The sequence below is a fragment of the Janthinobacterium sp. Bl 1 genome (genome assembly GCF_058215535.1).
Map to the genome: position 1 here is coordinate 5,929,835 of NZ_CM177086.1, position 24,955 is coordinate 5,954,789.

Below are 24,955 nucleotides of genomic sequence, written 5' to 3' on the forward strand. Positions count from 1 at the left end.
TAGCCGGGCCACACCCTCACTCAACGAACTGACCACGCCATGGCCCCACACGACGCGCTTTCCGAATTCGACCTGATCAAACAATATTTTGTGCGCCAGCGCCCCGGCCGCGCCACCCTGGGCATCGGCGACGATTGCGCGCTGATCACGCCCGGCGCGGGCAAGCAGATCGCCATCTCGTCGGACATGCTGGTCGAAGACAGGCACTTCTTTGCCGGCGCCGACGCCCGCATGCTCGGCCACAAAAGCCTGGCCGTGAACCTGTCCGACCTGGCCGCCATGGGCGCGCGTCCCGTGGCATTTACCCTGGCCCTGGCCCTGCCGCAAGCGGAGCGCAGCTGGCTGGCCGGCTTTGCCGACGGCCTGTTTGCGCTGGCCGATGCGTTCGGCTGCGAATTGATCGGCGGCGACACCACCAAAGGCCCTTTGAATATCTGCATCACCGTGTTCGGCGAACTGGCGCCGGGCCAGGCCCTGCGCCGCAGCGCGGCCGTGGCGGGTGACGACATCTGGGTCAGCGGCACCCTGGGCGACGCGCGCCTGGCCTTGGCCGGCTACCGCAAGGAACAGGCATTGTCGCCAGCCGACCTGGCCATGGCAGGCGCGCGCATGCACACGCCGACGCCGCGCGTGGCGCTCGGCTGCGCGCTGGCCGAAGCGGGCCTCGCGCATGCGGCCATCGACATTTCGGATGGCCTGGTGGGAGACCTCGGTCACATCTTGAAAGCGTCGCAGGTGGGCGCCACCCTCGACGTCGACGCCCTGCCTGCCGGCCCCGTGCTGGCGCAGCAGGAAACAGGCTTGCGCCGCCGCTATACGGCCGCCGGCGGCGACGATTATGAATTGTGCTTCACGGCGCCCGCCTCTTCGCGCGACGCCATCGCCGCCCTGGCGGCCAGCTGCGGCACAGCAGCCACGCGCGTGGGCAGCATCGAGGCCAAAGCGGGCTTGCGGCTGGTGGATGCGGCAGGACAGCCGCTCGATCTGCAGCTGTCTTCCTTCGACCACTTCACCGCATTAGGACGGCTAGCGCACCGCCACCCGCGCCAGCCCCGGCTGGTTCACCATCCAGTAGTGCTGGAAGGCCAGGCGGATGTTGTCGCGCAGCTGGGTGTCGTCCCACGGCTTCGTATAAAAACGGTAGATGGCGCCCCGGTTGATCGAGTCGAGCACGGCTTCCAGGCCCGTGTAGCCGGACAGGATGATGCGGATGGTTTCCGGGTACAGCTCTTTTACTTTACTGAGGAATTCCGTGCCGCTCATGCTCGGCATGCGCTGGTCGCAGACGATCACGTGTACCCTGTGCAGGGCCAGCATTTCAAACCCTTCGGCCGGCGTGCTGGCCGTAAGAATCTGATAGCCCTCGGGACGGAACAGGCGGTGCAAGGACGACAGCACGTTGACGTCGTCGTCGACGATGAGCAGCGTCTGCGCCGGCTGCGCGGCCGGGTCGTGGCCGGGCGGCAGGCCGGCGCCGGCGACGATCATCTGCCCCAGTTCCAGCGTCGGCAGGGCGCGGCTGAAATAAAAGCCCTGGATCTCGTCGCAGCGGTTGCGCCGCAGGTATTCGAGCTGCGGGCGCGATTCCACGCCCTCGGCCACGACGCTCAGTTTCAGGCTGTGCGCCATGCTGACGATGGCCAGCGCGATGGCCGCGTCGTTCGGGTTGCTGGTGATGTTGCGCACGAAGGCGATGTCGATCTTCAGCTTGTCGATGGGGAAGCGCTGCAGATACGCGAGGCTCGAATAGCCGGTGCCGAAATCATCGATCGCCACCTTCACGCCGATTTTCTTCAATTTGCCCAGCACGACGATGGTGCGCTCGGCGTTCGACATCAGCGCCGTTTCCGTCAGTTCCAGTTCCAGCAATTCCGGCGCCACGTTGTGATGCGCCAGCGCGCGCGTCACTTCGCCTTCCAGGTCGCCTTCGGCAAACTGGCGGCTCGACACGTTCACGGCCACGTGCACGGGTCCCACTTCGCTGTCGCGCCACTCGGCGATCTGGCGGCAGGCGGCCTGGATCACCCAGGCGCCCACGCGCACGATCAGGCCCGTGTCTTCCAGCACGGGCACGAATTCGGCAGGCGCCACCAGGCCGTAGCCGGGACGGCGCCAGCGCAGCAGCGCTTCCACGCCGCTGATGCGGCCCGTGCGCAAATCCACCTTGGGCTGGTAGTACAGGATGAACTGGTCGTGTTCGAGCGCATGGCGCAGCGCCAGTTCCAGGTCCAGGCGCGCCAGCACCTGCACGTTCATGCCGGCCGTGAAGAAACGGTAACCATCGCGGCCTGCCTGCTTGGCGCCGCCCATGGCCGTATTCGCATATTTGATCAGGGTTTCCGGGTCGGTGGCGTCGTCCGGATACATGGCGATGCCGATGCTGGCCGTCAGGGTGGCCGCGTGGCCGCGCAAGTCGAAGGGCGCCCTCAGGGCTTCGCGCACCTGGTTGGCTACGGCCACGGCTTCCTGCTGGTTGCGGCTCATCGTCAATATCAGCGCGAATTCGTCGTTGCCCAATCGCCCCACCGTGTCGCGCAGGCGCACGCATTCGACCAGGCGGTTGCTGAACTGGCGCAGCAGCTCGTCGCCCAGCGCCGCGCCCAGGGTGTCGTTGATGCTTTTAAAACGGTCGAGCGCGATGAACAGCACCACGATGCGCCAGCTTTTCTCTTGCGCCAGTTCCACGGCCTGGGCCAGCGTCTGGTAGAACAGGCTGCGGTTCGGCAGCCCCGTCAAGCCATCGTAATGGGCCAGGTGCTTGAGGCGCTCCTGCGCCTGGCGCCGCTCGCTGATGTCGCGCGCCACGGCGATCAGCAGCAGGCCGCCCGCGCCAGGGGTGCCAGAATAGCCGCCCGTCACGGGCGCTTGCGCATACCAGTGCCAGCCCAGTTCCACGGGGATCAGGCTCAGGTCGCGCCGCACCAGTTCGCACTCCGTCACTTCCGTGGCCAGATGGGCCGGGCCGCCCGGCAGCGCGGCAAGCGGCGGGGCCGGCGGCGATGGCAGCAAGGTGCCCGGCGCCAGCGCCAGCAATTCGTTGCGCGCATAGCCGAGCAGGCGGCAAGCGCCGTCGTTCACGTCGACCAGGGTCATGCCCACCACGTCGACGAGGAAGATGGCGTCCGTGGTGGCGTCCATGGCGCCGCGAAAGCGCTGCAGTTCGGCCGTGCGCTGGCCCACCGTGCGTTCGAGCAGGGTGTTGTAGTGGCGCGCGGCGCGGTGCAACAGACGCACTTCGAGCATGTTGCGGATGCGCGTGAGCACCTCCAGGGCATCGAAGGGCTTGCTGATGAAGTCGCGCGCGCCCGCTTCCAGCGCCGCCAGCTTGGCGTCCGGGTCGGCGGCGATCACCAGCACGGGCAGGTAGCCTTCCAGCTCCAGCGGACGCAGGGCATCCATCACCTCGTAGCCGCTCATGCCGGGCATCACCAGGTCGAGGATGATCAGGTCGAACTGGTGGCGCTGGTGCAGGCCGGCCACGGCGCGCGCGTCGAGGGTGCTGGTGATGGCCGTGTAGCCGCCGCTGTGCAGCAAATGCTCGAGCAGGCGCAGATTGACTTCCTGGTCGTCGACGAGGAGAATTTTCGCCGCGTAGATATCGGCCTGGCTGATCATGGCGCGCCTGTTCCCTTCTGCCGGCGCTGCTGTGCCACATAGGCCAGAGTGCTGTTGATCGCCTCGGTAAATTCATCGAGGTTGATCGGCTTGGTCAGGTAGCGGTAGAAGCCCAGCGCCATGCTGCGCTCGACGTCGCCCGGCATGGCGTTGGCCGTCAGGGCGATGACGGGAATGTGCGCCGTGCGTGGATCGGCGCGCAGCAGTTTCAGCGCATCCGTGCCGTTCACGTTCGGCAGGTTGATGTCCATCAGGATCAGCTGCGGCAGGTGCGTGCGCGCCATTTCCACGCCCAGGCGGCCATCGGTGGCCGTCAACAGCTGCAATTGCGGGCAGTAGCGCACGATTTCCTCGACCAGGGTCAGGTTGGCGGGATTGTCTTCCACGTACAGCAAGGTCACGGGGGCGCTGTGATCGAGCAGCGCCCCGGCCAGGTCCGGCCGCGGCAAGGCGGGGGCCGCAGGCATGGGCAAGGCGTCGACCACGCGCAGCTCGATCCAGAAGGTGCTGCCCTCGCCGGGCGCGCTGGTCACGCCGATGCTGCCATCCATCAGCTCCACCAGGCGCTTGGTGACCACCAGGCCGATGCCGCTGCCTTCTTCCGTGCCGCCCTCCTGTCCCAGCCGGTTGAAAGGCTGGAACAGCAGCGCCACCTGTTCGCCGTCGAGGCCCACGCCCGTATCGCGCACGCTGATGCGCACCCGCCCGCCCGCCTGCGGCGCGCAATCGATGGCTACCTGCCCCTGCTCGCGGTTGTACTTGAGCGCATTCGACAACAGGTTCAACAGGATTTGCTTGAGGCGCGTGCGGTCTGCCAGCACGTTCAGGGGGCAGGCGTCGGGGAAGGTCATGCCGATGCCGCGCTGGCTGGCCAGCGGCGCGATCATGTCGCGGCATTCCTGCAAGATGGCGTCCAGGCCCACCGGTTCCAGCGACAGGCTGACGGTGCCCGACTCCACCTTGGCCAGGTCGAGGATTTCATTGATCAGTGTCAGCAGGTGGCGCCCCGATTTCAGGATATGGCCGGCGAACTCCTTCTTTTGTTCCAGGGTCGACGGCAGGCGGTCGGAACTGAGGATTTGCGCGAAGCCCAGGATGGCGTTGAGCGGCGTGCGCAATTCATGGCTCATCGACGACAAAAACGCCGACTTGGCATAGTTGGCGCTGCGCGCCTCTTCCATCGCCATGGCCAGTTCGCCATTCGTCATTTCCAGCTGCATCGTGCGCTCGTGCACGCGCACTTCCAGTTCCTGGTTCAGGCGCATGACTTCCTGCTGCGCCTCGGCGCGCTGCTCGCCTTCGCGCGCCAGCTCGCCGTTCGAGCGCTCCAGCGCCTGCGTGCGCAGCTCGATCTCGGCCAGCATCTTGTTGAAGGAATCGACCAGCTGCGCCACTTCGTCGACGCTGAGCTTGCGCGCGCGGCGCGAATAGTCGCCCGTCTCGATCACTTCGCGCGCCACGTCGGCGATGTCGAGGATCGGCTGCGTGATGACGAAATCGAGGCGGCGCAGCAGCAGCAAGGCCACCAGCAGCGCCAGCACCGTCACGCTCAGCGCGATGGCCAGGTAATCGGCCGTGCGGCCGGCCAGCTCGTAATCGGCACGCAGATACACGGTGCCCAGCAATTCGCCATTGTCGACGATGGGCTTGAACAATTCGACGGATTTGCCCGCGATGCTGACGCCTTCCTTGCCCGCCTTCGCCGGCAGCTCGCCCACGTGCTGATGCGCGCGGTAGCTGGCAAACAGGCTGCCGTCGGCCTTGTACAGGGCGCCGGCCGTCACGCGCGGACGGATGCGCATCAAATTGAGGTTTTCCAGCGCCAGGCGCTTGTCGTCGAAGGCCAGCGCGGCCGAGCTCATGTGCCCGAGCAGCTCGGCCTGGGTACTGATGTCGGCCACCAGGTTGCGGTGGTAGGCACGCAAGTCGTAGACGACGATGGTGCCCAGCGAAATGACGAGCGCCACCAGGGTGGTCAGCAAGACCACCGACATCAGCTTGTGGCGGATGGAACGCAGTCTGATCATCTAGGCGCCCCCAGTCTGCACGCGGTAGGCGGCCAGCAGCATGCGCGCGCTGATGCGGATATGCGCCTGCGCCACGGGTTTCAAGGCCACGTCGAAGCGGACCTTGTCTTCGGCCATCACAAAATTGATCATGCTGCCCATCGCGTAGACCTCATCCGAATCGGACACCGTCAGCAACGCCAGGCCACGGCTGGCGGCCAGCATCTCCTGCAGCGCCGTTTTCTCCAGCGCGCCCAGGTACAGCACGTGCAGCCCGGCCAGCGCTTCGCCGCGGCGCACTTTTTTCACCTGCACGACGCGGCCGTGGACACTATGCCCGGCCACGCTCTGCTCGAGCTGCTCGGCCAGCGCGTCGGCGCCCGCCACGCCGATCACCAGCGGCGAGTCGGGCCGGGCAAAGCTGCCGTCTGGCCACTCGACATAGCCGGCAAACTTGTACAGATACGCGGCCTTGACCTGGCGTTCCAGCTCCCCCGGCACCTGCGATCGCGCATCGGCGCACAGCACGCCCAGCAACAGCAATAGCCAGCCCCAGCGCAGGGAGCGGCGAGCGGCGCCGCGCGCGGGGCGGCGCAAGGGGCCAGGATGATGCCACCAGGTCCAGTTCAGAATTGCCATGACAACCGAGTAAAGATAATGCATACGAAGGCGCGGCACCATGCCGCTTGCCTGTTCGGGCGATGCGCACCAGGGTGGCGCAGCGACAGAGCGCCTGCCGGCCCGAAGTGGTAGCAAATGTATAAAAGAGTGTACGCATTTTCGCTGTTACCGGGGAAAGTTTCTTTTACCATCGGCCATGCTACAGTCTTGCCACCATTTTCACCGCATGCAGGAGTCATCCATGAGCAACGAACTCGTCCCCCTCTCCACCGCGCTCGGCCTGGCCTTGCAGGCGAAAGGCCTGCTGCTGGCCACGGCCGAATCGTGCACGGGCGGCGGCGTGGCGCAGGCCGTCACCGATATCGCGGGCTCGAGCGCCTGGTTCGAACGGGGCTTCGTCACCTATTCCAACGGCGCCAAGCGCAGCATGCTGGGCGTGCCTGCCGAACTGATCGCCGCACACGGCGCCGTCAGCGAGGAAGTGGCCGCCGCCATGGCGCAAGGCACCCTGGCCCACAGCGAAGCCCAGGTGGCCGTCTCGACCACAGGCATCGCCGGCCCCACGGGCGGCGTGCCGGGCAAGCCCGTCGGCACCGTCTGCTTCGGCTGGGCCATGGACGGGCGCATCCAGACGCAGCGGCTCGTGTTTGCCGGCGACCGCCAGGCCGTGCGCGAGCAGGCCGTGGCGCACGCGCTGCGCGAACTGCTGCGCTTTATTCAGTAGCGTCGGCGATGCAGGCGCGGTCGCGGCCCGCCTGCTTGGCCGCGTACAGCGCGCTGTCGGCGCGCATCAGCAATTCGTGGCGGCCGGCGCCGTGGCGCGGATACTCGGCGATGCCGGCGGAAAAGGTGCAGCCCGTCAAGCTGTGCGGCGCCTGCTGAATCAGCAACTGGCGGTAGCGCGCGGCGATATCGTCGATCTTGTACGCGGCGATGAGGCTGTCGGCTTCGCGCAACAGCAGGCAGAATTCCTCGCCACCATAACGGCAGACCATATCGGTGCCGCGCAGCTGGCCTTCCACCAGGCGCGCGAACTGGATCAGCACTTCATCGCCAAAATTATGCCCGTAGGTGTCGTTGACGCGCTTGAAAAAATCCAGGTCGATGATGGCGATGGCCACGGGCGCATCCGCATCGGCCTCGTGCAGGATGGCATTGAGGCAGGTTTCAAAATGGCGGCGGTTGTACAGCCCCGTCAGGTGGTCGCGCATGGCCTGTTCCTTCAGGCTGTCCTGCAGGGAATTGACGTGCAGGATCTGGTGCGCCAGTTCGCGGTTCAGGTGCTCGAGCTTGACGTTTTCCGATTCGCGCGCCGCCTGCAGCTCCAGCGCCTTGTCGCGCTCGGCCTTCAGGCTGTGCATTTCCTTTTCCAGATTGCGCATCAGGCTGCGCGAGGCGCGCGCCGACTTGCTGCTGGCTTCGTAGGCTGCCTGATATTGCTGCAGGAAGCCATACGCGGCCTGCCATTCGCCCAGCTGGGCGTTGATGTCGGCCAGTCCCCGCAGGATCTGCTGCTGGTGAAACGGATTGCGCGTCCAGCTCAGCAGGCTGTGCGCCTGCGTCAGCGACGCCAGCGCCTGCGCCGTCTGGCCCGCGTGCAGGTCCAGCTTGCCGCGCACCAGCCACGCATGCATCTGCTCTTCCAGGTCCTGGCCCCGGCGCGCGTACTCTTCGGCCCGCAACAGCAATTGCAGGGCGCTGTCGGGCTGGTGCAACAGGATGGCCGCGTGAGCGGCGATGCAGAACAGAAAGGCGCGCACGGCCAGGTCTTCTTCCGGCCACTCGTAAAACGGTTCCACCAGCGCCAGCGCCTCGGCCGGCTTGCCAGTGGCCAATAGACACATGGCCAGGTTGGCCGAGACGATGGTTTGCTGGTATTTGAGTTTTTGCGTGCCGATGATCTCGAGCGCCTCGACCAGCAGGGGAATCGCGTCTTCATCGTTGCCCAGGTCATGCTGCGACGACGCCAGGTTCGACAGGCTGTTGACCCGGTGCGCAGGGCTGCCGAAACGCTCGGCGATGTCGAGCGCCAGCAGGAAATTGCGCGGGCCGTCCTGCGTATCGCCACGGTTCAGGGCATCGACGCCCAGGCGCGCGTACAGCATGAATTTGTGCAGGGAGTCGGGTATCTGCGCGGCCTGGCTGCGCGCCTGCAGGAAATGCTGCTCGGCATCGGCAAAATCGCCGCGCCGGCTCGCATACGCGCCCTGCAGGGCGGCCACTTCCATGCCCCCTTCCAGGTCGCCGGTGTGCTGGAAATACGCGCCCAGGCGCTCGCATGACGGTTCGGCCTCGCCCGCGTAATACGCGAGCCAGCAATGATTGAGTTCCGCATACGCACCGCCGCGCGCATACTGTTGCCGTTGCGCCGCCGCCAGCGCCATCTGCGCCAGCCGGCGCGCCTGGCGGCGGTTGCCGACCAGGCAAGACAGGGCCTGCTGATTCAGACGGTCAATGTCGGCTTTATCGAGACTGGAGATCGGCACTGCGTCCTCATTCACACGCTGGGGTGCATTTTTCACACAAAACTTGCTCTACATCAATGGTATCCTGATTAACATCATAACCAGATTCGCTGTTCCGCATGGCATATTTGCAAAGGATTGTGGTAAAAATGCCAGTCGACGCTGTCACGGATCTTTGATTGTCACTGACGCAACAACTTGGAGTAGTCGCAATGCAAAACACGGTACATTTCATCCTGCAGGGCAAGGGCGGCATCGGCAAGACCCTCGTCTCGACCCTGCTGGCCCAGTGGATAGGCGGCAAGGACGACACGCCTTTGCGCTGCTATGACACCGATCAGGAAAACGCCACGTTCTCGCGCTACAAGGCGATGCAGGTCAAGCATGTGCCCGTGATGACGGATGCGCGCAACATCGACCCGAAACGCTTCGACGCGCTGATGATCGACATTCTCGACACGGACGGCAACTGCGTGATCGACAATGGCGCGAACACGTTTTCGCCGCTGATGGGCTATCTGCTGGAAAACGACTGTTTCTCGCTGCTGGAAGAATCGGGCCGCAAGGTCTACATCCACACCATCGTCGGCGGCGGCGACACCCTGCACGACACGGCCACGGGTTTTGTCGCGACGGCCCAATCGACCAAGGTGCCGCTGGTGCTGTGGCAAAACGAACACTTCGGCCTGCTGCAATCGGCGTCCGGCAAGCAGTTCGTCGAATCGCAGTCGTACAGCGACAACCGCGCGCGCGTGAAAGGCAGCATCACCCTGAGCCAGCGCAATCCCGACACCTTTGGTGCGGACGTCAAGAAAATGAACACGGCGCGCCTGACGATGCAGGAAGTGCTGCAGAACGACAAGTTCAACATCATGGAAAAGCAGCGCATCAAGGTCGTCTACCGCGACATCTTCGAACAGCTCGACAAGGTGCAGTGGTAGATGGACCAGCACAAACTGCGCAGCCACGTGTTCGACAAGACGGGCATCAAGGTCGACGTCGATGACCCCATATTCGCCCTCGTGGCGCTGAACGAAGCCGTGCTGGCGGAAACCGTCGAGCGCCAGCTGGCCCTGCTGGATTCTGCCACGCAGGCGCTGGCGGCCCAGGCACGCGCGGCGGGCGGCTTGCCTGCGGCCGTGCCCCAGCCTGTGCCGCAAGCGCCGCTGTCCGCCGCTTGGTTTTCTCCGCGCGAATGGCGCTTGCTGGGCGCGGCCGCCATCGTCTCCATCGCCAGCGCGCTGCTGGTGCTCGGTGGCGCGGCCCTGCTGTATACACTGTAGCACCGACCGTAGCACCGGCCGTAGTAACGTCGCGCTGCGCCAGCCACGAGCGAGCCGCAGCGTCTTCTCCACCCATCCCTGGAAGCATGCATGAAACCGATCAAACTGCTGGCCATTCCCGCCCTGTTGCTGTCGCTGTACGGCGCCCCGCTCACCCTCGCCCATGCTGCCGATGCGGCCGATGCGGCCGTCACGACGGGCGCCACGGCCGTGCCCAATATCGCCTACGAAAAATACACCTTGCCGAACGGCCTCGACGTCATCCTCGTGGAAGACCATAAATTGCCCGTCACGGCCGTCAACATCTGGTACCACGTGGGGCCGGCCAATGAAGCGCCGGGCCTGACGGGCTTTGCGCATCTGTTCGAGCACATGATGTTTGCCGCCACCAAGCACGTGCCGCGCGGCATGGCCGACCAGTTGCTCGAAGGCGCGGGCGCCACCGATTCGAACGGCAGCACGGATTTCGACCGCACCAATTATTTCGACACGGTACCGTCGAACCAGCTGGAACTGGCCCTGTGGACGCATTCCGACCGCATGGGCTATCTGCTCGACGTGCTCGACCAGACGGCGCTGACGAACCAGCAGGACGTGGTGCGCAACGAGCGCCGCCAGAGCGTCGAGAATGCGCCGTACGGCATCGTGCAGGAAGCCTTGTACCACCAGCTGTTTCCCAAGACCCACCCGTATTACGCCAGCGTCATCGGCTCGCACGCGGATATCCAGAACGCGAAACTGGCCGACATCAAGGATTTCTTCAGCAAATACTATGGGCCCAACAACGCCAGCCTCGTGATCGCGGGCGATATCGACAAGGCGAAGACCAAGGAACTGGTCAACAAGTATTTTGGCAGCTTCAAGAGCGGCCCGGCCGTGCCGAAACCGAATGTCGTGACACCGCCCATCACGCAGGAACGCCGCATCGTGGTGCAGGACCGGGTTGAGTTGCCGCGCGTCTTCATGGCCTGGCTGACGCCGTCCGCCTACACCAGGGATGACGCGGAATTGTCGATGGCCGCGCACATCCTGGCCGGCGGCAAGTCCAGCCGTTTATATAAATCCCTGGTGTACGACAAGCAGATCGCCCAGGACGTGGGCGCCAGCCAGGGCTCGAACGCCCTCACGTCGATTTTCACCATCGACGCGACGGCGCGCCCGGGCCGCAAGCCCGAGGAAATCGAGCAAGCCCTGCAGGTCGAACTGGAGCAATTGCGCGCCAAGGGCCCGACCGAGAAGGAACTGGAGCGGGCGCGCAACAGCATCGAGACGAGCATGCTGAGCCAGGTGGAAAAAATGGGTGGCCACGGCGTGGCCAACTTGCTCAACGAATACAACCAATACGTGGGCGACCCCGGCTATCTGGCCAAGGATATCGAACGCTACCGCCAGGTGACGGCGGCCGGCGTGCAGCGCGCCGTCGACCAGTACCTGAAGAACCAGTCGCGCGTGGTGGTCTATGGCGTGCCCGGCACGCCGGACCTGGGCGCCGAAGTGCCGACGCCGGCGCCGGGCAAGGTCAAGCCTGCGCCAGGCACGGCCATCAATGCGGACGAGCCATGGCGCAATGCCGTGCCGAAGGCCGGTCCCGCACCGAAGATTGTTTTACCGCAAGGAAAATCGTTCACCCTGGCGAACGGCCTGACCGTGATCCACCACTACAACGGCGCCGTGCCGCTCGTGTCCAGCCAGCTGGTCATCAAGAGCGGCTCGGGCGCCAATCCGCTGGCGCAGCCGGGCTTGTCGAGCTTTACGGCGCAATTGCTGCAGGAAGGCACGGCCACGCGCAGCGCGCCGCAGATCGCCGACGACGTGGCGCAGCTGGGCGCCCTGCTCAATACGGGCTCCGGCGTGGACGCCTCGTTTGCCCAGCTGACGTCGCTCAAAGCCACGTTCCCGCAAGCGCTCGACGTGCTGGCCGACGTGGTGCTGCACCCGCAATTCCCGCAGGAAGAAGTCGAGCGCCAGCGCGCCAGCCGCATCGGCGAACTGGCGCAGCAGCGCGAAAACGCGGGCGCCGTGGCAGCCCGCGTGGAGGCGGCGGCCCTGTACGGCCCGCAGCATCCATATGGCTACATCCAGCTGGGCACGGAAGCAGCCTTGAAAGCGGCCAGCCGCGCCGACCTGCAAGGTTTCTGGCAGCAGCATTACCTGCCGAACAATGCGGCGCTGATCGTTTCAGGTGATATCGGCGAGGCGGAATTGAAGGCGCTGGCCGAAGCGAAGTTCGGCAGCTGGAAGGCAGGCACGGTGGCGCCGTCCGTGGCCGCCGCGCCGCAGACGACGAAAGCAAAATTGATTTTGGTCGACAAGCCGGGGGCGCCGCAAACGGCCGTGCGCCTGTCGACCATCGCCGTGCCGCGCGCCACGCCCGATTACGCACCGCTGCAAGTGATGAACGCGGCGCTCGGCGGCTTGTTTACCAGCCGCCTGAACACCAACTTGCGCGAAGAAAAGGGGTACACGTATGGCGTGCGCTCGCAATTCCAGTACCGCAATCAGCCTGGACCGTTCTCGATTGCCGCCAGCGTGCGCACCGATGTGACGGGCCCGGCCGTGTCGGAAACCGTCAGAGAAATTCGCGCCATGATCGCCAAACCCTTGGCTCGCCAAGAACTGGCGAATGCGCGCAACTCGCAAGTGCTGTCCTTGCCCGGCCAGTTCGAGACGAATGCCAGCATCAGCGCCAGCATGGCCAACACGTATATCTACGGCCTGGGCCTCGACTATTACACGACCTTGCCGCAGCGCTTTGCCAGCGTGACGGACAAGCAGGTGCAGCAGGTAGCGAAAAAATACCTGCAGCCGGAAAAGCTGATCGTCATCGGCGTGGGCGACAAGGCGAAGATCGCCCCGCAATTGTCGAAGCTGAAGCTGGCGCCCGTTGAATTGCGCGATGCGGAGGGTAACGTCAAGTAATCAGGATTAGCGGCGCTTGAACAGCGCCGCTTGATCCACCAGCGCCGCGATCGCCACGCCCGCCGTGTAGGCGATCAGGTCGGCCCAGCCGAAGGCGGAGCCCAGCACCAGGTGTCCCAGCGGATGCGCGCGCAACGCGACGATCCACGGCGCCTGGTATAGCTGGCCGAATTCCACGGCAAAGCAGATCAGCAAGGCCGTCAGCGCCAGCTGCCACGTGCGCATGCGCGTGGCGACGATGCCCAGCGCAAAGACGATCATCATGGCCCACAGGGCGTCGCCCGGATACTTGCCGAGCGCGGCAGGGACGAATTGGGGAAAGGCGCGCGAAGCCAGGCCCAGCGCGATGACAGCCACGGTTGCGCCCACCTGCAGCAGGCGGCGGCGTTCAGGTTTTACCAGGAACATATTTCCATTCAAAGGCACAATACGGGCCGAACCATTGCGGCCCGTCCGATATTGTACTGCGCGGCCGAGTCCGGATGCAGCCTAATGCGCATGGACAACCTCAGCCAAGCTCGACGTGCTGCGCCAGGAAGTCAAGAAAGACGCGCACGCGCAGCGGCACGTGCCCGCCTTGCCCCACGAACACGGCATGCACTTCCTCGCTGTCGCCCGGGTTGAACTCTTCCAGCACGGCCTGCAGCCAGCCGGCCGCAATATCGGCGCGCACCTGGAAGGCGGCCAGGCGCGCCAGTCCCAGCCCCGCCAGCGCCAGTTGCCGCAAGGCTTCGCCATCGCTGGCCTGTGCATTACCCGTGACGGGCACGACGATGTCGCCCTCGGGCAGGCGCAGCGGCCAGCCCGAGCGGGCGCGCGCGTAATTGGCGTCGAGCAATTTGTGCGATGCCAGATCTGTGGCAGTCTGCGGCGTGCCGCGCCGGGCCAGGTAGGCTGGCGATGCCACGATGACCATGCGCGTCTGGCCCAGCTTGCGCGCCAGCAGGCTGGAGCTTTTCAGTGGTCCCGCCCGCACGGCCACGTCCGTGCGCTGCTCGAGGATATCGACGACGGCGTCCGTGAGCACGATGTCGAGCGTCACCTCGGGATAGCGTTCGAGAAACAACGGCGCCAGCGGCAACAAGAAATGCTGGCCGAACGGCACGTTCGCATTGACCTTGATTCTGCCGCGCGGCACATCCTGCACGCCGGCGCAGCGCTCGGCCTCGTCCAGCGCCGCCAGCACTTGCTGTCCCCGTTCGTACAGGCCGCAACCCTCGGCCGTCAGCCGCAGCTGGCGCGTGGAGCGGTTCAGCAGGCGCGCGCCCAGGCGCTCTTCCAGACGCGAGACGAGCTTGCTGACGGCCGATGGCGTCATGCCGCAAACGCGCGCGGCAGCGGAAAAGCCACCGAGCTCGACCACGCGCACAAACACTTCCAGCTCGCCGGAGCGGTTCACTTCCAGTCTGGCCATTGTGAATTCAACTCATAAATGTTCTTCGATGAGATAGTCTAGTGCATAAATGGCTTTGCTTTCATCATGCAGGCATTCCCCTTGATGAAGCGAGCCGCCATGCAACGATTGTCCCTTCTCCCCGCCATCCTGCTGAGCCTGGCGCTGAGTGCTCCCGCCGCGCATGCGGTCGATCCCGCACCCACCTGGCTGGCCAGCTGGACGGCCAGCCCCCAAGCCGTGTGGCGCAGCGATTTCCTGTTCCCCAGCAATGTGCCCGCCGTGCTGCACGGGCAGACCGTGCGCCAGGTGGCGCGCCTCAGCGTGGGCGGCCCGCGCGTGCGCATCGTGCTGTCGAATGCGTATGGCAAGGTGCCGCTGCGCATCGGCGCGGCCACCGTGGCCCTGGCCGCTTCCGGTTCCGCCGTCGAAGCGGGCAGCCTGCGCACGCTCACATTTTCCGGCCAGCCGGTGGCCAGCGTGGCGCCGGGCGCGCCGCTCGTCAGCGACCCCGTCGACCTGTCCGTGCCGGACCTGGCCCGGCTGACGGTGAGCATCCACCTGCCGCAGGCCAGTCCCGTCGCCACGTTTCACTGGGATGGGCGCGAAACGGCGTGGATCGCCCCGCAGGACCAGACGCGGGCCGCGCGCATCGATGACGTGCCCGGCGTGCAGACCACCACGGCGCGCCTTTTACTGAGTGCCATCCAGGTGGAAGCGGCGCCGGGGGCGCAGGGAGCGCAAACTGTGGCCATCCTCGGCGATTCGATTAGCGATGGCGCCACCGCCAGCCTGGGGATGGATGCGCGCTGGCCCGATTTCCTGGCCCGGCGCCTGGCGCCGCACGGCGTGGCCGTGATCAATGCGGGCATTTCCGGTGCGCGGCTATTGTCCGACGGCATGGGAGACAATGCCCTGGCGCGTTTCGAACGCGACGTGCTGGCGCAGCCTGGCGTGCGCACGGTGATCGTCCTGTTGGGGATCAATGACATCAGCTGGCCCGGCACGGCGTTTGCGCCACGGCAAAAACGGCCGGCATTGGAGGAGTTAACAAACGGCTACACCCAGCTGATCGCCCAGGCGCGCAGCCGCGGCGTGCGCGTGATCGCTGCCACCCTGACGCCATTCGAAGGCGCCCTGCCCGGCACACCGTTGAGCAACTATTACCTGCCAGAAAAAGATGCGCTGCGCCAGCAATTGAATGCGTGGATACGCGCCAGCGGCAGCTTTGATGCCGTGCTCGACTTCGACGCGTTGGCGCGCGACCCGGCGCACCCGCTGCGCCTGCTGCCCGCCTACGACTCGGGCGACCACCTGCACCCGGGCGACGCAGGCAACCGGGCGCTGGCCGAGGCGATCGACATGTCCCTACTATTGGCGTTCCAGTCGCCCAGGCCTGCGTACAAAGCCGTGCTCAGGTAACGCTCGCCGAACGATGGAATGATGGTGACGATATGCTTGCCCGCGTTTTCCGGACGGCGCGCCACTTGCAGGGCAGCCCACAGGGCGGCACCCGACGAGATGCCGACCAACAAGCCTTCATCGCTGGCGGCCAGGCGCGCTGTGGCGAAGGCGTCGTCGTTCTTGACGCAAATGATTTCGTCGTAGATGGCCGTGTTCAAAATCTGCGGCACGAAACCGGCGCCGATGCCCTGGATCGGATGCGGTCCCTTGGTGCCCTTCGACAGCATCGGCGACGCTTCCGGTTCCACGGCGATCACCTGCAGGCCGGGCTTGCGTTCCTTCAGCACTTCGCCGATGCCGGTAATCGTGCCGCCCGTGCCCACGCCGGCAACGACGATGTCCACTTGCCCATCCGTATCGCGCCAGATTTCCTCGGCCGTCGTGGCGCGGTGGATGGCGGGATTGGCGGGATTGTTGAATTGCTGCAGCATCAGATAGCGCGGGTCGGCCGCCACCAGTTCTTCGGCCTTGCGGATGGCGCCCAGCATGCCTTCGCTGCCGGGCGTGAGCACCAGCTCGGCGCCATAGGCGCGCAGCAGGATGCGGCGTTCGCGGCTCATGGTGTCAGGCATGACGAGGGTGCAGCGGTAGCCGCGCGCGGCGCACACCATGGCCAGCGCGATGCCCGTGTTGCCGCTGGTGGGCTCGACGATGACGGTATCGGAGTGGATCTTGCCTGCGGCTTCCGCGGCGACGATCATGGCCAGGCCGATGCGGTCCTTGACGCTGTGCGCGGGATTGTAGAATTCGAGTTTGGCCAGGATGGTGGCCACACTGCCGGCAGCGATGCGGTTGATGCGCACCAAGGGGGTATTGCCGATCAGTTCAGTGACGTCGTTGGCGATGTTCATGGGTGTGGTCTCCACAGCAATTTCAGAAGAACCCAGTCTACCGCGTTTCAGAGCGTAAATGGCGGCGGCGCGGGCATGCGCCGCCGCCAAACTGAACAATTACTTCACGTCCAGCAATTCCACGTCGAAGATCAGTGCCGAGTTCGGCGGAATGTCACCATTGCCGGCGCCGCGCGGGCCGTAGGCCAGTTCGCCTGGAATGATCAGGGTGCGCTTGCCGCCCACTTTCATGCCGGCCACGCCCTGGTCCCAACCCTTGATGACCATGCCCTTGCCGAGCGGGAAATCAAACGGGCCACGACCGACGGAGCTGTCGAACTTCTTGCCGCGCGAATCTTTCGCCAGCGGACGGTACAGCCAGCCCGTGTAGTGCACGGTGACGTTACTGCCGACGGACGCTTCCTTGCCCGTGCCGACCTTGTTGTCGATCAGAATCAATTTATCGGCGACAGGGCCTGGGCTCAGTGAGACGGCGGAGGCGGGAACAGGCGCTGGCGCCTGTGCCTGCGCCAGCGACGCGGCGACGGAGCAGATCAGGGCAAACAAAACGGAGCTACGCGTCATGATGTATTCTTTCAGTGAGTTTCGGTAAGATCCCTGCCAGTGAAAGTGGGCAGGGAACGCCAATAATAGCAAACCGCCGCAACGATAGGAAAAACTTGTCGCCCGACACACATTGCCCCCGCCTGTTTTACGCGCTGTGGCCCGATGCGGCCACGCGCGCGGCCCTGGCCGCCTGGCAAGCGCGCCTGGAAGGCAAACCCGTGCGTCCGGACAAGCTGCACCTGACCCTGGCCTTCCTGGGCCAGCGCCCAGCCAGCGACCTGCCGGCCCTGCTGGACATTCTGGCGCACACACCGGCGCATCCCATGCCCCTGCTGTTCGATCACGCCAGCCATTTTACGAAGCTGGCGCTGGCCTGGGCCGCCCTGGCGCAACCCTCGCCAGCCTTGCTGGACTTGCGCACGGCCTGCATGCAGCGCCTGGCGGAACAGGGGCTGGCGCCCCGCTTCGAGCACGACCGTTTTACGCCGCATGTGACCCTGGCACGTCAGGCGCCGCCGCCGGCCATCGGGGACTTCGCGCCCATCGCCTGGCTGGCGGACGAGCTGGTGCTGGTGGAATCGCTCAAGAGCAGCGGCGACTACCGCATCCTGGCCAGCAGGAAATTAAGCTAGGCGGCGTCCGGTATCGACACGGGCACCTCGGCCAATTTGTCCTGGCGCAAGCTTTTCAGCGCATGCGCGGCCGCCACCATGCCGAAGCTGGCCGTCACCACCACGCTGGAACCGAAGCCGGCGCAGTTCAGGCCAGTGACGCCGGCGGGCGCGCCGCCATCGATGGCGCACGCTTCGGCGCTCTCGGGCGTGCTCAACGGTTCCATGGAAAACACGGCGTCGACATTGAATTTGTTTTTCACGCCACGGGGGAAACCATATTCGGTACGCAACAGTTTGCGTACTCGCTTGAGCAGCGGCTCCTGTTCCGTTTTCGACAGGTCGCGCACGGCGATCAGGGTCGGGTCCGTCTGCCCGCCCGCGCTGCCGATGGTCAGCATGGGAATGTTGCGCGCGCGGCAATATGCGATCACGGCCGCTTTCGCCTTGGCATTGTCGATGGCATCAACGAGGTAGTCGAAATCGCGCCCGCCCAGCAATTGGTCCAGATTATCGGGGGTAATAAAATCCTCGATCTGCGTGACCTGGCAAAACGGGTTGATCAGTTCGATGCGTTCGGCCAGGGCCGTGATCTTGGCCTGGCCGATGGTGTCGCTCATGGCCTGGATCTGGCGGTTGATGTTCGATTCGGCAACATTGTCGAGATCGATCAGGGTCAGGCGGCCGATGGCACTGCGCGCCAGCGCTTCGACGATCCAGGAACCGACACCGCCCACGCCGATCACACACACATGGGCGGCGCGGAAGCGGGCCAAAGCCGGTGCGCCGTACAGGCGGGCGATGCCGCCGAAACGCCGCTCAAAATCGATCTCGGTCAAGTCCATGGAAATTAGTTCATTGGTGGAGGTATGCATGGCGCCATTTTAACGGACACTGCGCTGACGGATATTCTAAAATAGCCGAATTGACACAGCGACAAGCAGCACTGTCGCCGCGCCCCCACACTGCCCATCACGAGAACTCGCCATGACCTCTCCCCTGTTCGACTCCGTTCCCGGCTTTGACCAGCCCATCGCCGTGCTCAAGCATTGCCACGACAAAATCCGCAAGCAGCTGACGACCCTGCAAAACCTGCTGGGCCATTTGGCACAGCACGGCAACACGACGGACGCGCAGCAGGCGGCCAAGGCGGTGTTGCAATATTTCAATAAAGCCGCCCATCTGCACCATGACGATGAAGAGCAGGACTTGATGCCCATGCTGCAAGCGGCTGCCACGGGCGACGATGCCGCCCTGCTGGCGACCCTGGTACCGGAAATCCTGGCCGACCACCAGCGCATGGACCAGGCCTGGCTGACCCTGCGCCCGGAACTGGACGCCATCGCGGCCGGCACGGGCACGCAGCTGTCCGCCGATGGCGTGGCCGCCTACGTTGCCGCCTACCAGGCCCACATGAGCAAGGAAGAGGGCCAGCTGGCGCCCATGGCCAAGCGCCTGTTCAGCGCGCAACAAATGGAGCAGCTGGGTACGGCGATGCAGCGCCGCCGCGGCATCGCGCCCGATGTGCCAGAAGTGGCGGACGCGGCCGCCGTGCTGGCCGCCATGCGCACCGATTACGTGCAATCGAGCCTGAGCGAGACGGATGTGCTGGGCGATCCCATCGCCCAGTTCCAGAAATGGTTTGCCGAGGCCGTCAACGCACAGGTGATGGAGCCGAACGCCATGGACTTGTCCACCGTCACCCCTGACGGCAAGCCCAGCTCGCGCATCGTGCTGATCAAGCAGTTCGATGAGCGGGGCTTTACCTGGTACACGAATTACAACAGCGACAAGGGCCAGCATCTGCAACACAATCCAAACGCGGCCCTGCTGTTCTTCTGGCGCGAACTGGAGCGGCAAGTACGCATCGAGGGCACGGTGGTGAAAACCACGGCGGCCGAGAGCGACGAGTATTTCAATGTGCGTCCCCTGCAAAGCCGGCTGTCGGCGATTGCCTCGCAACAAAGCGCCCCCATCGCCGACCGTGCCGCGCTGGAAAGCAATTACGAAGCCGTGGCGGCCGCCGTCGGCGACGCGCAGCCGCCGCGCCCGGCCCACTGGGGCGGCTACCGCTTGCAGCCGGAGCGCATCGAATTCTGGCAGGGGCGCCGTTCGCGCTTCCATGACCGCATCGTGTTTACGCGCGGTGCTGACGGGCAATGGAGCATGCAACGCTTGCAACCGTAAGCAGAATAAGCAGGGCGGCGCAAAGCAAGCTGGTCAATATAGGTGTAGGCTATGAAGGTAGAAGTTACTAAATAACATTGTTTCTCAATTTGCAGCCCCGGCTGGGGCCGCTTCATTGGAGGCCATTTTGTTTGTACAAAACCAACTCAAGTCCTGGATCGCCAGCATCCGCAGCAAGACCGCCTTGCCGCTACGCATAGAATTGTGGAACGGCCAGCACGTCGACCTGTCCAGCGAAGCGCCGCGGGTCACCATCCGCCTGCCGACCGTCGCCTCGGCACGCTATCTGCTGAACCCCTCGCTGGCCAATCTCGGTTCGGCCTATGTGGAAGGCAATATCGAGGTCAAGGGCACGGCCCAGGACATGATTTCCATCTGCAATGCCCTGGCGCGCAATACCTTGAAACCGGAAGGCAAGCTGGCCCGCATCGTGCGCAGCTTTACGCACGACAAGAGCAAGGATGCGGAAGCCATCCGCTACCACTACGACGTGTCGAATGCGTTTTATGAACAGTTTCTCGACCCCGGCCTCGTGTATTCCTGCGCCTATTTCGAACAGGGCGATGAAACCCTGGCACAGGCGCAAATCAAGAAGATCGATCATATCCTGAAGAAAATCCAGTTGCAGCCGGGCCAGACCCTGCTCGACATCGGCTGCGGCTGGGGAGCGCTGGTGATTCGTGCCGCGCAGCAATATGGCGCCCGCTGCGTGGGCGTGACCCTGTCGGAAAACCAGTACGCGCTGGCGCGCGAGCGCGTGGCGGCGGCCGGCCTGGCGCACCTGATCGACATCCGCCTGCAAGATTACCGCGACGTGACGGGCCAGTTCGACCGCATCACCAGCGTGGGCATGTTCGAGCACGTGGGATTGAAGCATTTGCCCAACTACTTTTCCATCATCAACAAACTGCTGGCGCCCGACGGCATGGCGATGAATCACGGCATCACCTCGACCGATCCGGACAATGGCGAAACGCCATACGGCGGCGGCGAATTCATCGAAAAATATGTGTTCCCGCATGGCGAGCTGGCGCACATCGGCAATGTCCTGAAAACCATGCAGCAGGGTGGACTGGAAGTGCTGGACGTGGAAAACCTGCGGCGCCACTATGCGCGCACGTGCGCCCTGTGGACGGAAAATTTCGAAGCCCATGCCGAGCAGATCCGTCCATTGGCGGGCGAACGGCGCTTCCGCATCTGGCACGTCTACCTGGCCGGCTGCGCCTATGCCTTCGAGCAAGATTTGATCAGTCTGTACCAGATCGTCTGCGTGAAGGCGGGCCGGCGTTCTTCCACACTGCCCTGGTCGCGCAACTACATGTATGCGCAGGAGAATACGCAGGAAACAAGGCCGGCGCCCGTGCTGGCGAACTGACAGACGGACGCATGCGGGGCGCTTACTTCAGGCGCCCCGCATACATGGCACGGAATTTCTCCACCTTGGGCGCGACGACCAGCGCGCAATAGCCCTGCAAGGGATGCTGCTCGACATAATTCTGGTGGCACGCCTCGGCCGGATAAAAGCTTGCTGCCGGCGCCAGTTGCGTGACGATGGGCGCATCCCACACGCAGGCCATCTCGGCGAGCACCTTGCGCGCCACCTTTTCCTGTTCCGCCGACTGGTAATGGATAACGGAGCGAAATTGCGTGCCGACATCGTTACCTTGCCGGTTCACGGTGGTAGGGTCGTGCAGGGTAAAAAAGATTTCCAGCAAGTCGTGATAACTGATGACGGCGGGATCGAACTCCAGGCGCACGACTTCCGCGTGGCCCGTCTCGCCCGTGCACACCTGTTCATATGTGGGGTCGGGTACGCTGCCACCCGTATAGCCGGCCTCGACGCGCGTCACGCCACGCACTTCCCCGTACACGGCATCGAGGCACCAGAAACAGCCACCACCGAATACCGCCACTTCCGTCTGTTGATGCATGATGTCCTCCTGCAACGCCGCTGCGACGTATCATTTCATTACTGTAACGCAAAGCGCCATAGCCTGCAGTGCCGCTTGAAACGGTGCGTGGTGCACCGCACATAAGGGGCATGCCGGCCACGATTGCGCTGGCGCGGCCGATTTTTGGCATAATGTCAGCAAATAGACAGGTCACCCATGAACACACGCTCTCCCCGCGCACCAGCGCAAGAATTCGATACGGCACATTTCCGCCAAGCGCTGTCGCAGTTTGCCACCGGCGTGACGGTCATTACGACGCGTCTGGCCGACGGCAGTTTCCGCGGCTTGACGGCCAGTTCCTTCAATTCCGTCTCGCTGTCGCCGCCCCTGGTGCTGTGGAGCCTCGGTTCCGTGGCGAACAGCATGCCCATCTTCAGCGGCAACTCGCATTACGTCATCAACGTGCTGGGCGCCGACCAGGCGGAACTGGCCACGCGCTTTTCACGCCGCACGCCGAACCCGTTCGACGACGTCGAATACGAGCTGTCGCGCACGGGCCAGCCCATCCTGAAAGGCGCATCGGCCTGGTTCGAATGCCACAACCGCAGCCGCTATCCGGAAGGCGACCACGTCATTTTCGTGGGCGAAGTGGAACAATGCGCGTTTGCCGCGCAGCCGCCCTTGATCTTCCACAATGGAAAGTTCAATACACCGCCAGCCTGAGCGGGACAAAAAAAATCCGCCGAGGCGGATTTTTTGTTTTACAGGGTAAAGTTATACCCGATGCTGACACTCACGGCGAGCGGATCGAGCGTGATGCTCTGCGTCTGCCCCGTCGAGAATTTCGCCTTGGTTTTCAGGAAGGTCTTGACCACGGCCACGTCGGCAAACCAGCGCTCGTTGAAGGCCAGGGTGCTGCCGACTACCAGGCTGCCCGCCAGCTTGTTGTCCAGGCGGTAGGTGACGGGCGATCCACCCGGATCCAGCAAGGCCGTCATCTGGCCCGAGCCTTTTTCCTTCTGGAAATAGGCATACGTCAAGCCCGCGCCCACGTAAGGACGGATCATCGCATTGGGCTGGAAGAAACGGTACTGGATGAAAGCCGTCGGCGGCAAGGCTTCCGCCGTCCCCAGCTTGCCCGTACCCTTGATGGAACCATCGCCGATCAAGTCATGCTTGTACGGCACGCCCAGGATCATTTCAGCGGAAATATTGTCCGTGATCATGTAGGCAAAGGTCAGGATGGGCTTGGTATCCGACTTGACGTCGGCCTTGGTGTTCGGCAGCGCCGGCGCGGAAATGTCGCCACTGTCCACGTGCGGCGTAATCTTGTTGAGGCCAGCCTTGACCATCCAGGTGCCTGCGCTTTGCGCCGAAGCGCCCGTCGCCATGGCCATCGCGGCGGCGGCGGCCAGCACGCGTACAGCGGTATTCAAACGATTTTTCATCTTGTCTCCTGATTCATTATGTGCGGATAGCCGGGCTATCCAGTCTTGTCGCTGCCAGCGCCAGCCACGCCCAGGGGACGCAGCTGGCGCGGCGATCCTTACAGCCAGCCCCGCACAACCATGTCCTTGGCCACATAACGGGCCAGCAACAGGTTGTTGAACGGCGTAGGGTGTACATCGTCGGCATACGAGTAATGGCTGACGTCGCCCGCTTTCAGATTCGAGCCATTGCAGACCAGCGAGCTGCCCAGAATATTGCCTGGTGCGCTCAAGTCGCACGCCGTCTCGCTGACGTTGGTCAAGCCATACGGGCCAGGGTTGGTGGCCTGGTCATGGCTGACGGCAAACACGTCGACCAGCAAGACTTTCGCGTTGGCGCTCAGGCCGCCGCTCAGTTCGCCATTGAAGGCGCTGACCATGGCATTGATGAGCGCCTTGGTATTGGCGTCCTTGCTCAGACCCGATGGCGTACCGGCCACGTCCGGCAGATTGTTGACGATGACATAGTTGGCGCCCTTGGCGATGATCTGGTCCTTGACCAGCGCCACCAGTTCGGTACCCGCTTGTTTCATGGCGGCAACCAGTGTAGGCCCTTGGGCCACGGCGTAGTCGGCACCGGCCTTGGCGCCGGCAGCGTTACCCGTCACCGTCGCATCGGCTTGCGCCTTGGTGACCAGGGCCATACCCAGCGAAGCGACCGCCGTATTGCCGGCAATGACCGCAGCTTGCACGGCGGCACCGACGATGGCCTCCGACGTGGCGCCCGGCGCAGCGCTGGCCGTCTTGATGGCGGCGCCGATGGCAGCTGCTGCCGTGGTGGGGTTGGGGGCGCCGGCCGCCAGGGCCATGGTTAAATTGGTGGCGAAAGCCTGGGCGCCGGCGGCCGCGCCGGCAGCCTTGCCAGCAGCGGTCGCGCCCGCTTGCAATACGCCCAGCTGGAACAGCACGTCATTGCCGCCGGCCATCACGAAAACGGCTTCCGTGCCGCTGAACTTGCCGCCGGAAACGGCCAGGTGGTTCGCGATCTGCGTCACCACGGGCACGGTCAGGGCGCCCAACGGACTGCCCGTCAATTTATTGTTCGGACCGACGGGGTTGGTCACGCGCGAACCGCCCATGGCGTAGCCGTAGCAGCCAGCATGCTTGACGCGCGGAACGGAAAGGCCTTGCGCCGCATTCCCCTCCAGACCCGTCTCGGCGGCGCATGGCGCGGCCAGGCCGAATTGCGCGGCCAGGTGCTCGGTCCAGTTCTTGCCCGTCAGTTCAGGATTGATCTTGGTATTGTCGCCATTGATGGTGAACTTGCCGCCACCTTTCGCCTGCACCGTACCCACGGCATACGAACCGACATCGGACAGGCTGTCGCCGAACGACACCTGCGCCGTGTATTTGACTTTCAAGGCTTGATCACCGCCACTGGCGCCGCCGCAACCTGCCAGGACAGCCGCAGCCAGCACGGCCAGCGCGAATTTTGTTTGATGCATTTTGTCTCCTCGGTCTTTTTTCTGGTTTCTAAACGAACGGGCGTGCTATTCGCTACCCAACTAATATGCCATCGTTCCTCAGGCTTGTATAGAAAATATGTTTTAAAAATCAACGAAATAACAACATCGCCGGCGCCCCGTCATGGCCGGGCGATCCGCTGAATTATGGA

The 24,955-nt window shown here is 64.2% G+C and carries 20 protein-coding genes and 2 pseudogenes; 10 read left to right on the plus strand and 12 right to left on the minus strand.

Annotated elements, in window-relative coordinates; genetic code table 11:
- Positions 1 to 39: 39 nt before the first annotated feature.
- A pseudogene (gene thiL / locus AC4BCN_RS26755) lies at positions 40 to 1,014 on the plus strand (thiamine-phosphate kinase); the annotation flags it as partial.
- A gap of 12 nt (positions 1,015 to 1,026) precedes the next feature.
- On the opposite strand, the gene AC4BCN_RS26760 reads toward thiL, so the two are convergent.
- The 3 genes from AC4BCN_RS26760 to AC4BCN_RS26770 are packed head-to-tail and all read right to left on the minus strand — an operon-like array spanning position 1,027 to position 6,260.
- Positions 1,027 to 3,615: an EAL domain-containing protein gene (locus AC4BCN_RS26760; RefSeq protein ID WP_490492160.1), complete on the minus strand. Its 2,589-nt coding sequence runs from the start codon at positions 3,613 to 3,615 to the stop codon at positions 1,027 to 1,029.
- A complete protein-coding gene (locus AC4BCN_RS26765) occupies positions 3,612 to 5,642 on the minus strand; it encodes a sensor histidine kinase, YfiR-like protein-associated (RefSeq protein WP_490492161.1) in 2,031 nt (676 codons plus the stop codon). Before AC4BCN_RS26765 ends, AC4BCN_RS26760 begins: the two co-directional genes overlap by 4 nt.
- The gene (locus AC4BCN_RS26770; protein WP_181878010.1) at positions 5,643 to 6,260 is read right to left on the minus strand and encodes a TOL_0243 family YfiR-like periplasmic protein; all 618 of its coding nucleotides are present in this window, start codon (positions 6,258 to 6,260) and stop codon (positions 5,643 to 5,645) included.
- A 223-nt stretch (positions 6,261 to 6,483) separates the two neighbouring features.
- On the opposite strand from AC4BCN_RS26770, the gene AC4BCN_RS26775 reads away from it, so the two are divergent.
- Complete coding sequence (locus tag AC4BCN_RS26775; protein WP_490492162.1) at positions 6,484 to 6,966, plus strand: CinA family protein; 483 nt, start codon at positions 6,484 to 6,486, stop codon at positions 6,964 to 6,966.
- On the opposite strand, the gene AC4BCN_RS26780 is transcribed toward AC4BCN_RS26775, so the two are convergent.
- Positions 6,956 to 8,728: a GGDEF domain-containing protein gene (locus AC4BCN_RS26780; RefSeq protein ID WP_490492163.1), complete on the minus strand. Its 1,773-nt coding sequence runs from the start codon at positions 8,726 to 8,728 to the stop codon at positions 6,956 to 6,958. The genes AC4BCN_RS26775 and AC4BCN_RS26780 overlap by 11 nt on opposite strands.
- Positions 8,729 to 8,919: 191 nt before the next feature.
- On the opposite strand from AC4BCN_RS26780, the gene AC4BCN_RS26785 reads away from it, so the two are divergent.
- From AC4BCN_RS26785 to AC4BCN_RS26795, 3 genes are all read left to right on the plus strand, one after another.
- On the plus strand, positions 8,920 to 9,648 hold the full coding sequence (locus AC4BCN_RS26785; RefSeq protein ID WP_099401722.1) for a P-loop NTPase family protein: 729 nt from the start codon (positions 8,920 to 8,922) through the stop codon (positions 9,646 to 9,648).
- A complete protein-coding gene (locus AC4BCN_RS26790) occupies positions 9,649 to 9,990 on the plus strand; it encodes a hypothetical protein (RefSeq protein ID WP_456147829.1) in 342 nt (113 codons plus the stop codon). It begins immediately after the preceding gene.
- A gap of 90 nt (positions 9,991 to 10,080) precedes the next feature.
- Complete coding sequence (locus tag AC4BCN_RS26795; protein WP_490492164.1) at positions 10,081 to 12,909, plus strand: M16 family metallopeptidase; 2,829 nt, start codon at positions 10,081 to 10,083, stop codon at positions 12,907 to 12,909.
- A 6-nt stretch (positions 12,910 to 12,915) separates the two neighbouring features.
- Here the strand turns inward: AC4BCN_RS26795 and AC4BCN_RS26800 are convergent, their stop codons facing one another.
- A complete protein-coding gene (locus AC4BCN_RS26800) occupies positions 12,916 to 13,317 on the minus strand; it encodes a ribosomal maturation YjgA family protein (RefSeq protein ID WP_490492165.1) in 402 nt (133 codons plus the stop codon).
- A 100-nt stretch (positions 13,318 to 13,417) separates the two neighbouring features.
- Positions 13,418 to 14,323 carry a LysR family transcriptional regulator gene (locus AC4BCN_RS26805; RefSeq protein ID WP_490492166.1) on the minus strand — a complete coding sequence of 302 codons (906 nt, stop codon included), beginning with the start codon at positions 14,321 to 14,323 and terminating at the stop codon, positions 13,418 to 13,420.
- 99 nt (positions 14,324 to 14,422) lie between these two features.
- Here AC4BCN_RS26805 and AC4BCN_RS26810 point away from each other — a divergent pair.
- Positions 14,423 to 15,697: pseudogene (locus AC4BCN_RS26810) on the plus strand (SGNH/GDSL hydrolase family protein); the annotation flags it as partial.
- Here the strand turns inward: AC4BCN_RS26810 and cysK are convergent.
- On the minus strand, positions 15,598 to 16,617 hold the full coding sequence (gene cysK / locus AC4BCN_RS26815) for a cysteine synthase A (RefSeq protein WP_490492167.1): 1,020 nt from the start codon (positions 16,615 to 16,617) through the stop codon (positions 15,598 to 15,600). The pseudogene AC4BCN_RS26810 and the gene cysK overlap by 100 nt on opposite strands.
- 99 nt (positions 16,618 to 16,716) lie before the next feature.
- Positions 16,717 to 17,181: an FKBP-type peptidyl-prolyl cis-trans isomerase gene (locus tag AC4BCN_RS26820; protein ID WP_034746152.1), complete on the minus strand. Its 465-nt coding sequence runs from the start codon at positions 17,179 to 17,181 to the stop codon at positions 16,717 to 16,719.
- A 95-nt stretch (positions 17,182 to 17,276) separates the two neighbouring features.
- Here AC4BCN_RS26820 and thpR point away from each other — a divergent pair, with 95 nt between their 5' ends.
- Positions 17,277 to 17,795, plus strand: a complete 519-nt coding sequence (gene thpR, locus AC4BCN_RS26825) for an RNA 2',3'-cyclic phosphodiesterase (RefSeq protein ID WP_490492168.1) — start codon at positions 17,277 to 17,279, stop codon at positions 17,793 to 17,795.
- On the opposite strand, the gene AC4BCN_RS26830 is transcribed toward thpR, so the two are convergent.
- Positions 17,792 to 18,649, minus strand: a complete 858-nt coding sequence (locus tag AC4BCN_RS26830) for a tRNA threonylcarbamoyladenosine dehydratase (RefSeq protein ID WP_490492169.1) — start codon at positions 18,647 to 18,649, stop codon at positions 17,792 to 17,794. The two genes, thpR and AC4BCN_RS26830, sit on opposite strands and share 4 nt — an antisense overlap.
- Before the next feature lie 112 nt (positions 18,650 to 18,761).
- Between AC4BCN_RS26830 and pdxH the strand changes: the two genes are divergently transcribed.
- Both pdxH and AC4BCN_RS26840 read left to right on the plus strand, forming a co-directional pair.
- Complete coding sequence (pdxH, locus tag AC4BCN_RS26835) at positions 18,762 to 19,961, plus strand: pyridoxamine 5'-phosphate oxidase (protein ID WP_490492170.1); 1,200 nt, start codon at positions 18,762 to 18,764, stop codon at positions 19,959 to 19,961.
- A gap of 127 nt (positions 19,962 to 20,088) precedes the next feature.
- A complete protein-coding gene (locus AC4BCN_RS26840) occupies positions 20,089 to 21,336 on the plus strand; it encodes a class I SAM-dependent methyltransferase (RefSeq protein ID WP_490492171.1) in 1,248 nt (415 codons plus the stop codon).
- 22 nt (positions 21,337 to 21,358) lie between these two features.
- Here the strand turns inward: AC4BCN_RS26840 and msrA are convergent, their stop codons facing one another.
- Positions 21,359 to 21,892 (minus strand): peptide-methionine (S)-S-oxide reductase MsrA, encoded by a 534-nt coding sequence (gene msrA, locus AC4BCN_RS26845; RefSeq protein ID WP_456147837.1) that lies wholly within the window; start codon positions 21,890 to 21,892, stop codon positions 21,359 to 21,361.
- Positions 21,893 to 22,069: 177 nt separating this feature from the next.
- On the opposite strand from msrA, the gene AC4BCN_RS26850 reads away from it, so the two are divergent.
- Positions 22,070 to 22,576 (plus strand): flavin reductase family protein, encoded by a 507-nt coding sequence (locus tag AC4BCN_RS26850; RefSeq protein WP_456147838.1) that lies wholly within the window; start codon positions 22,070 to 22,072, stop codon positions 22,574 to 22,576.
- A gap of 38 nt (positions 22,577 to 22,614) precedes the next feature.
- Here the strand turns inward: AC4BCN_RS26850 and AC4BCN_RS26855 are convergent, their stop codons facing one another.
- Positions 22,615 to 23,301 carry an OmpW/AlkL family protein gene (locus AC4BCN_RS26855; protein ID WP_034746140.1) on the minus strand — a complete coding sequence of 229 codons (687 nt, stop codon included), beginning with the start codon at positions 23,299 to 23,301 and terminating at the stop codon, positions 22,615 to 22,617.
- Between the two features lie 98 nt (positions 23,302 to 23,399).
- Positions 23,400 to 24,785 (minus strand): SGNH/GDSL hydrolase family protein, encoded by a 1,386-nt coding sequence (locus AC4BCN_RS26860; protein WP_490492172.1) that lies wholly within the window; start codon positions 24,783 to 24,785, stop codon positions 23,400 to 23,402.
- Positions 24,786 to 24,955 lie beyond the last annotated feature (170 nt).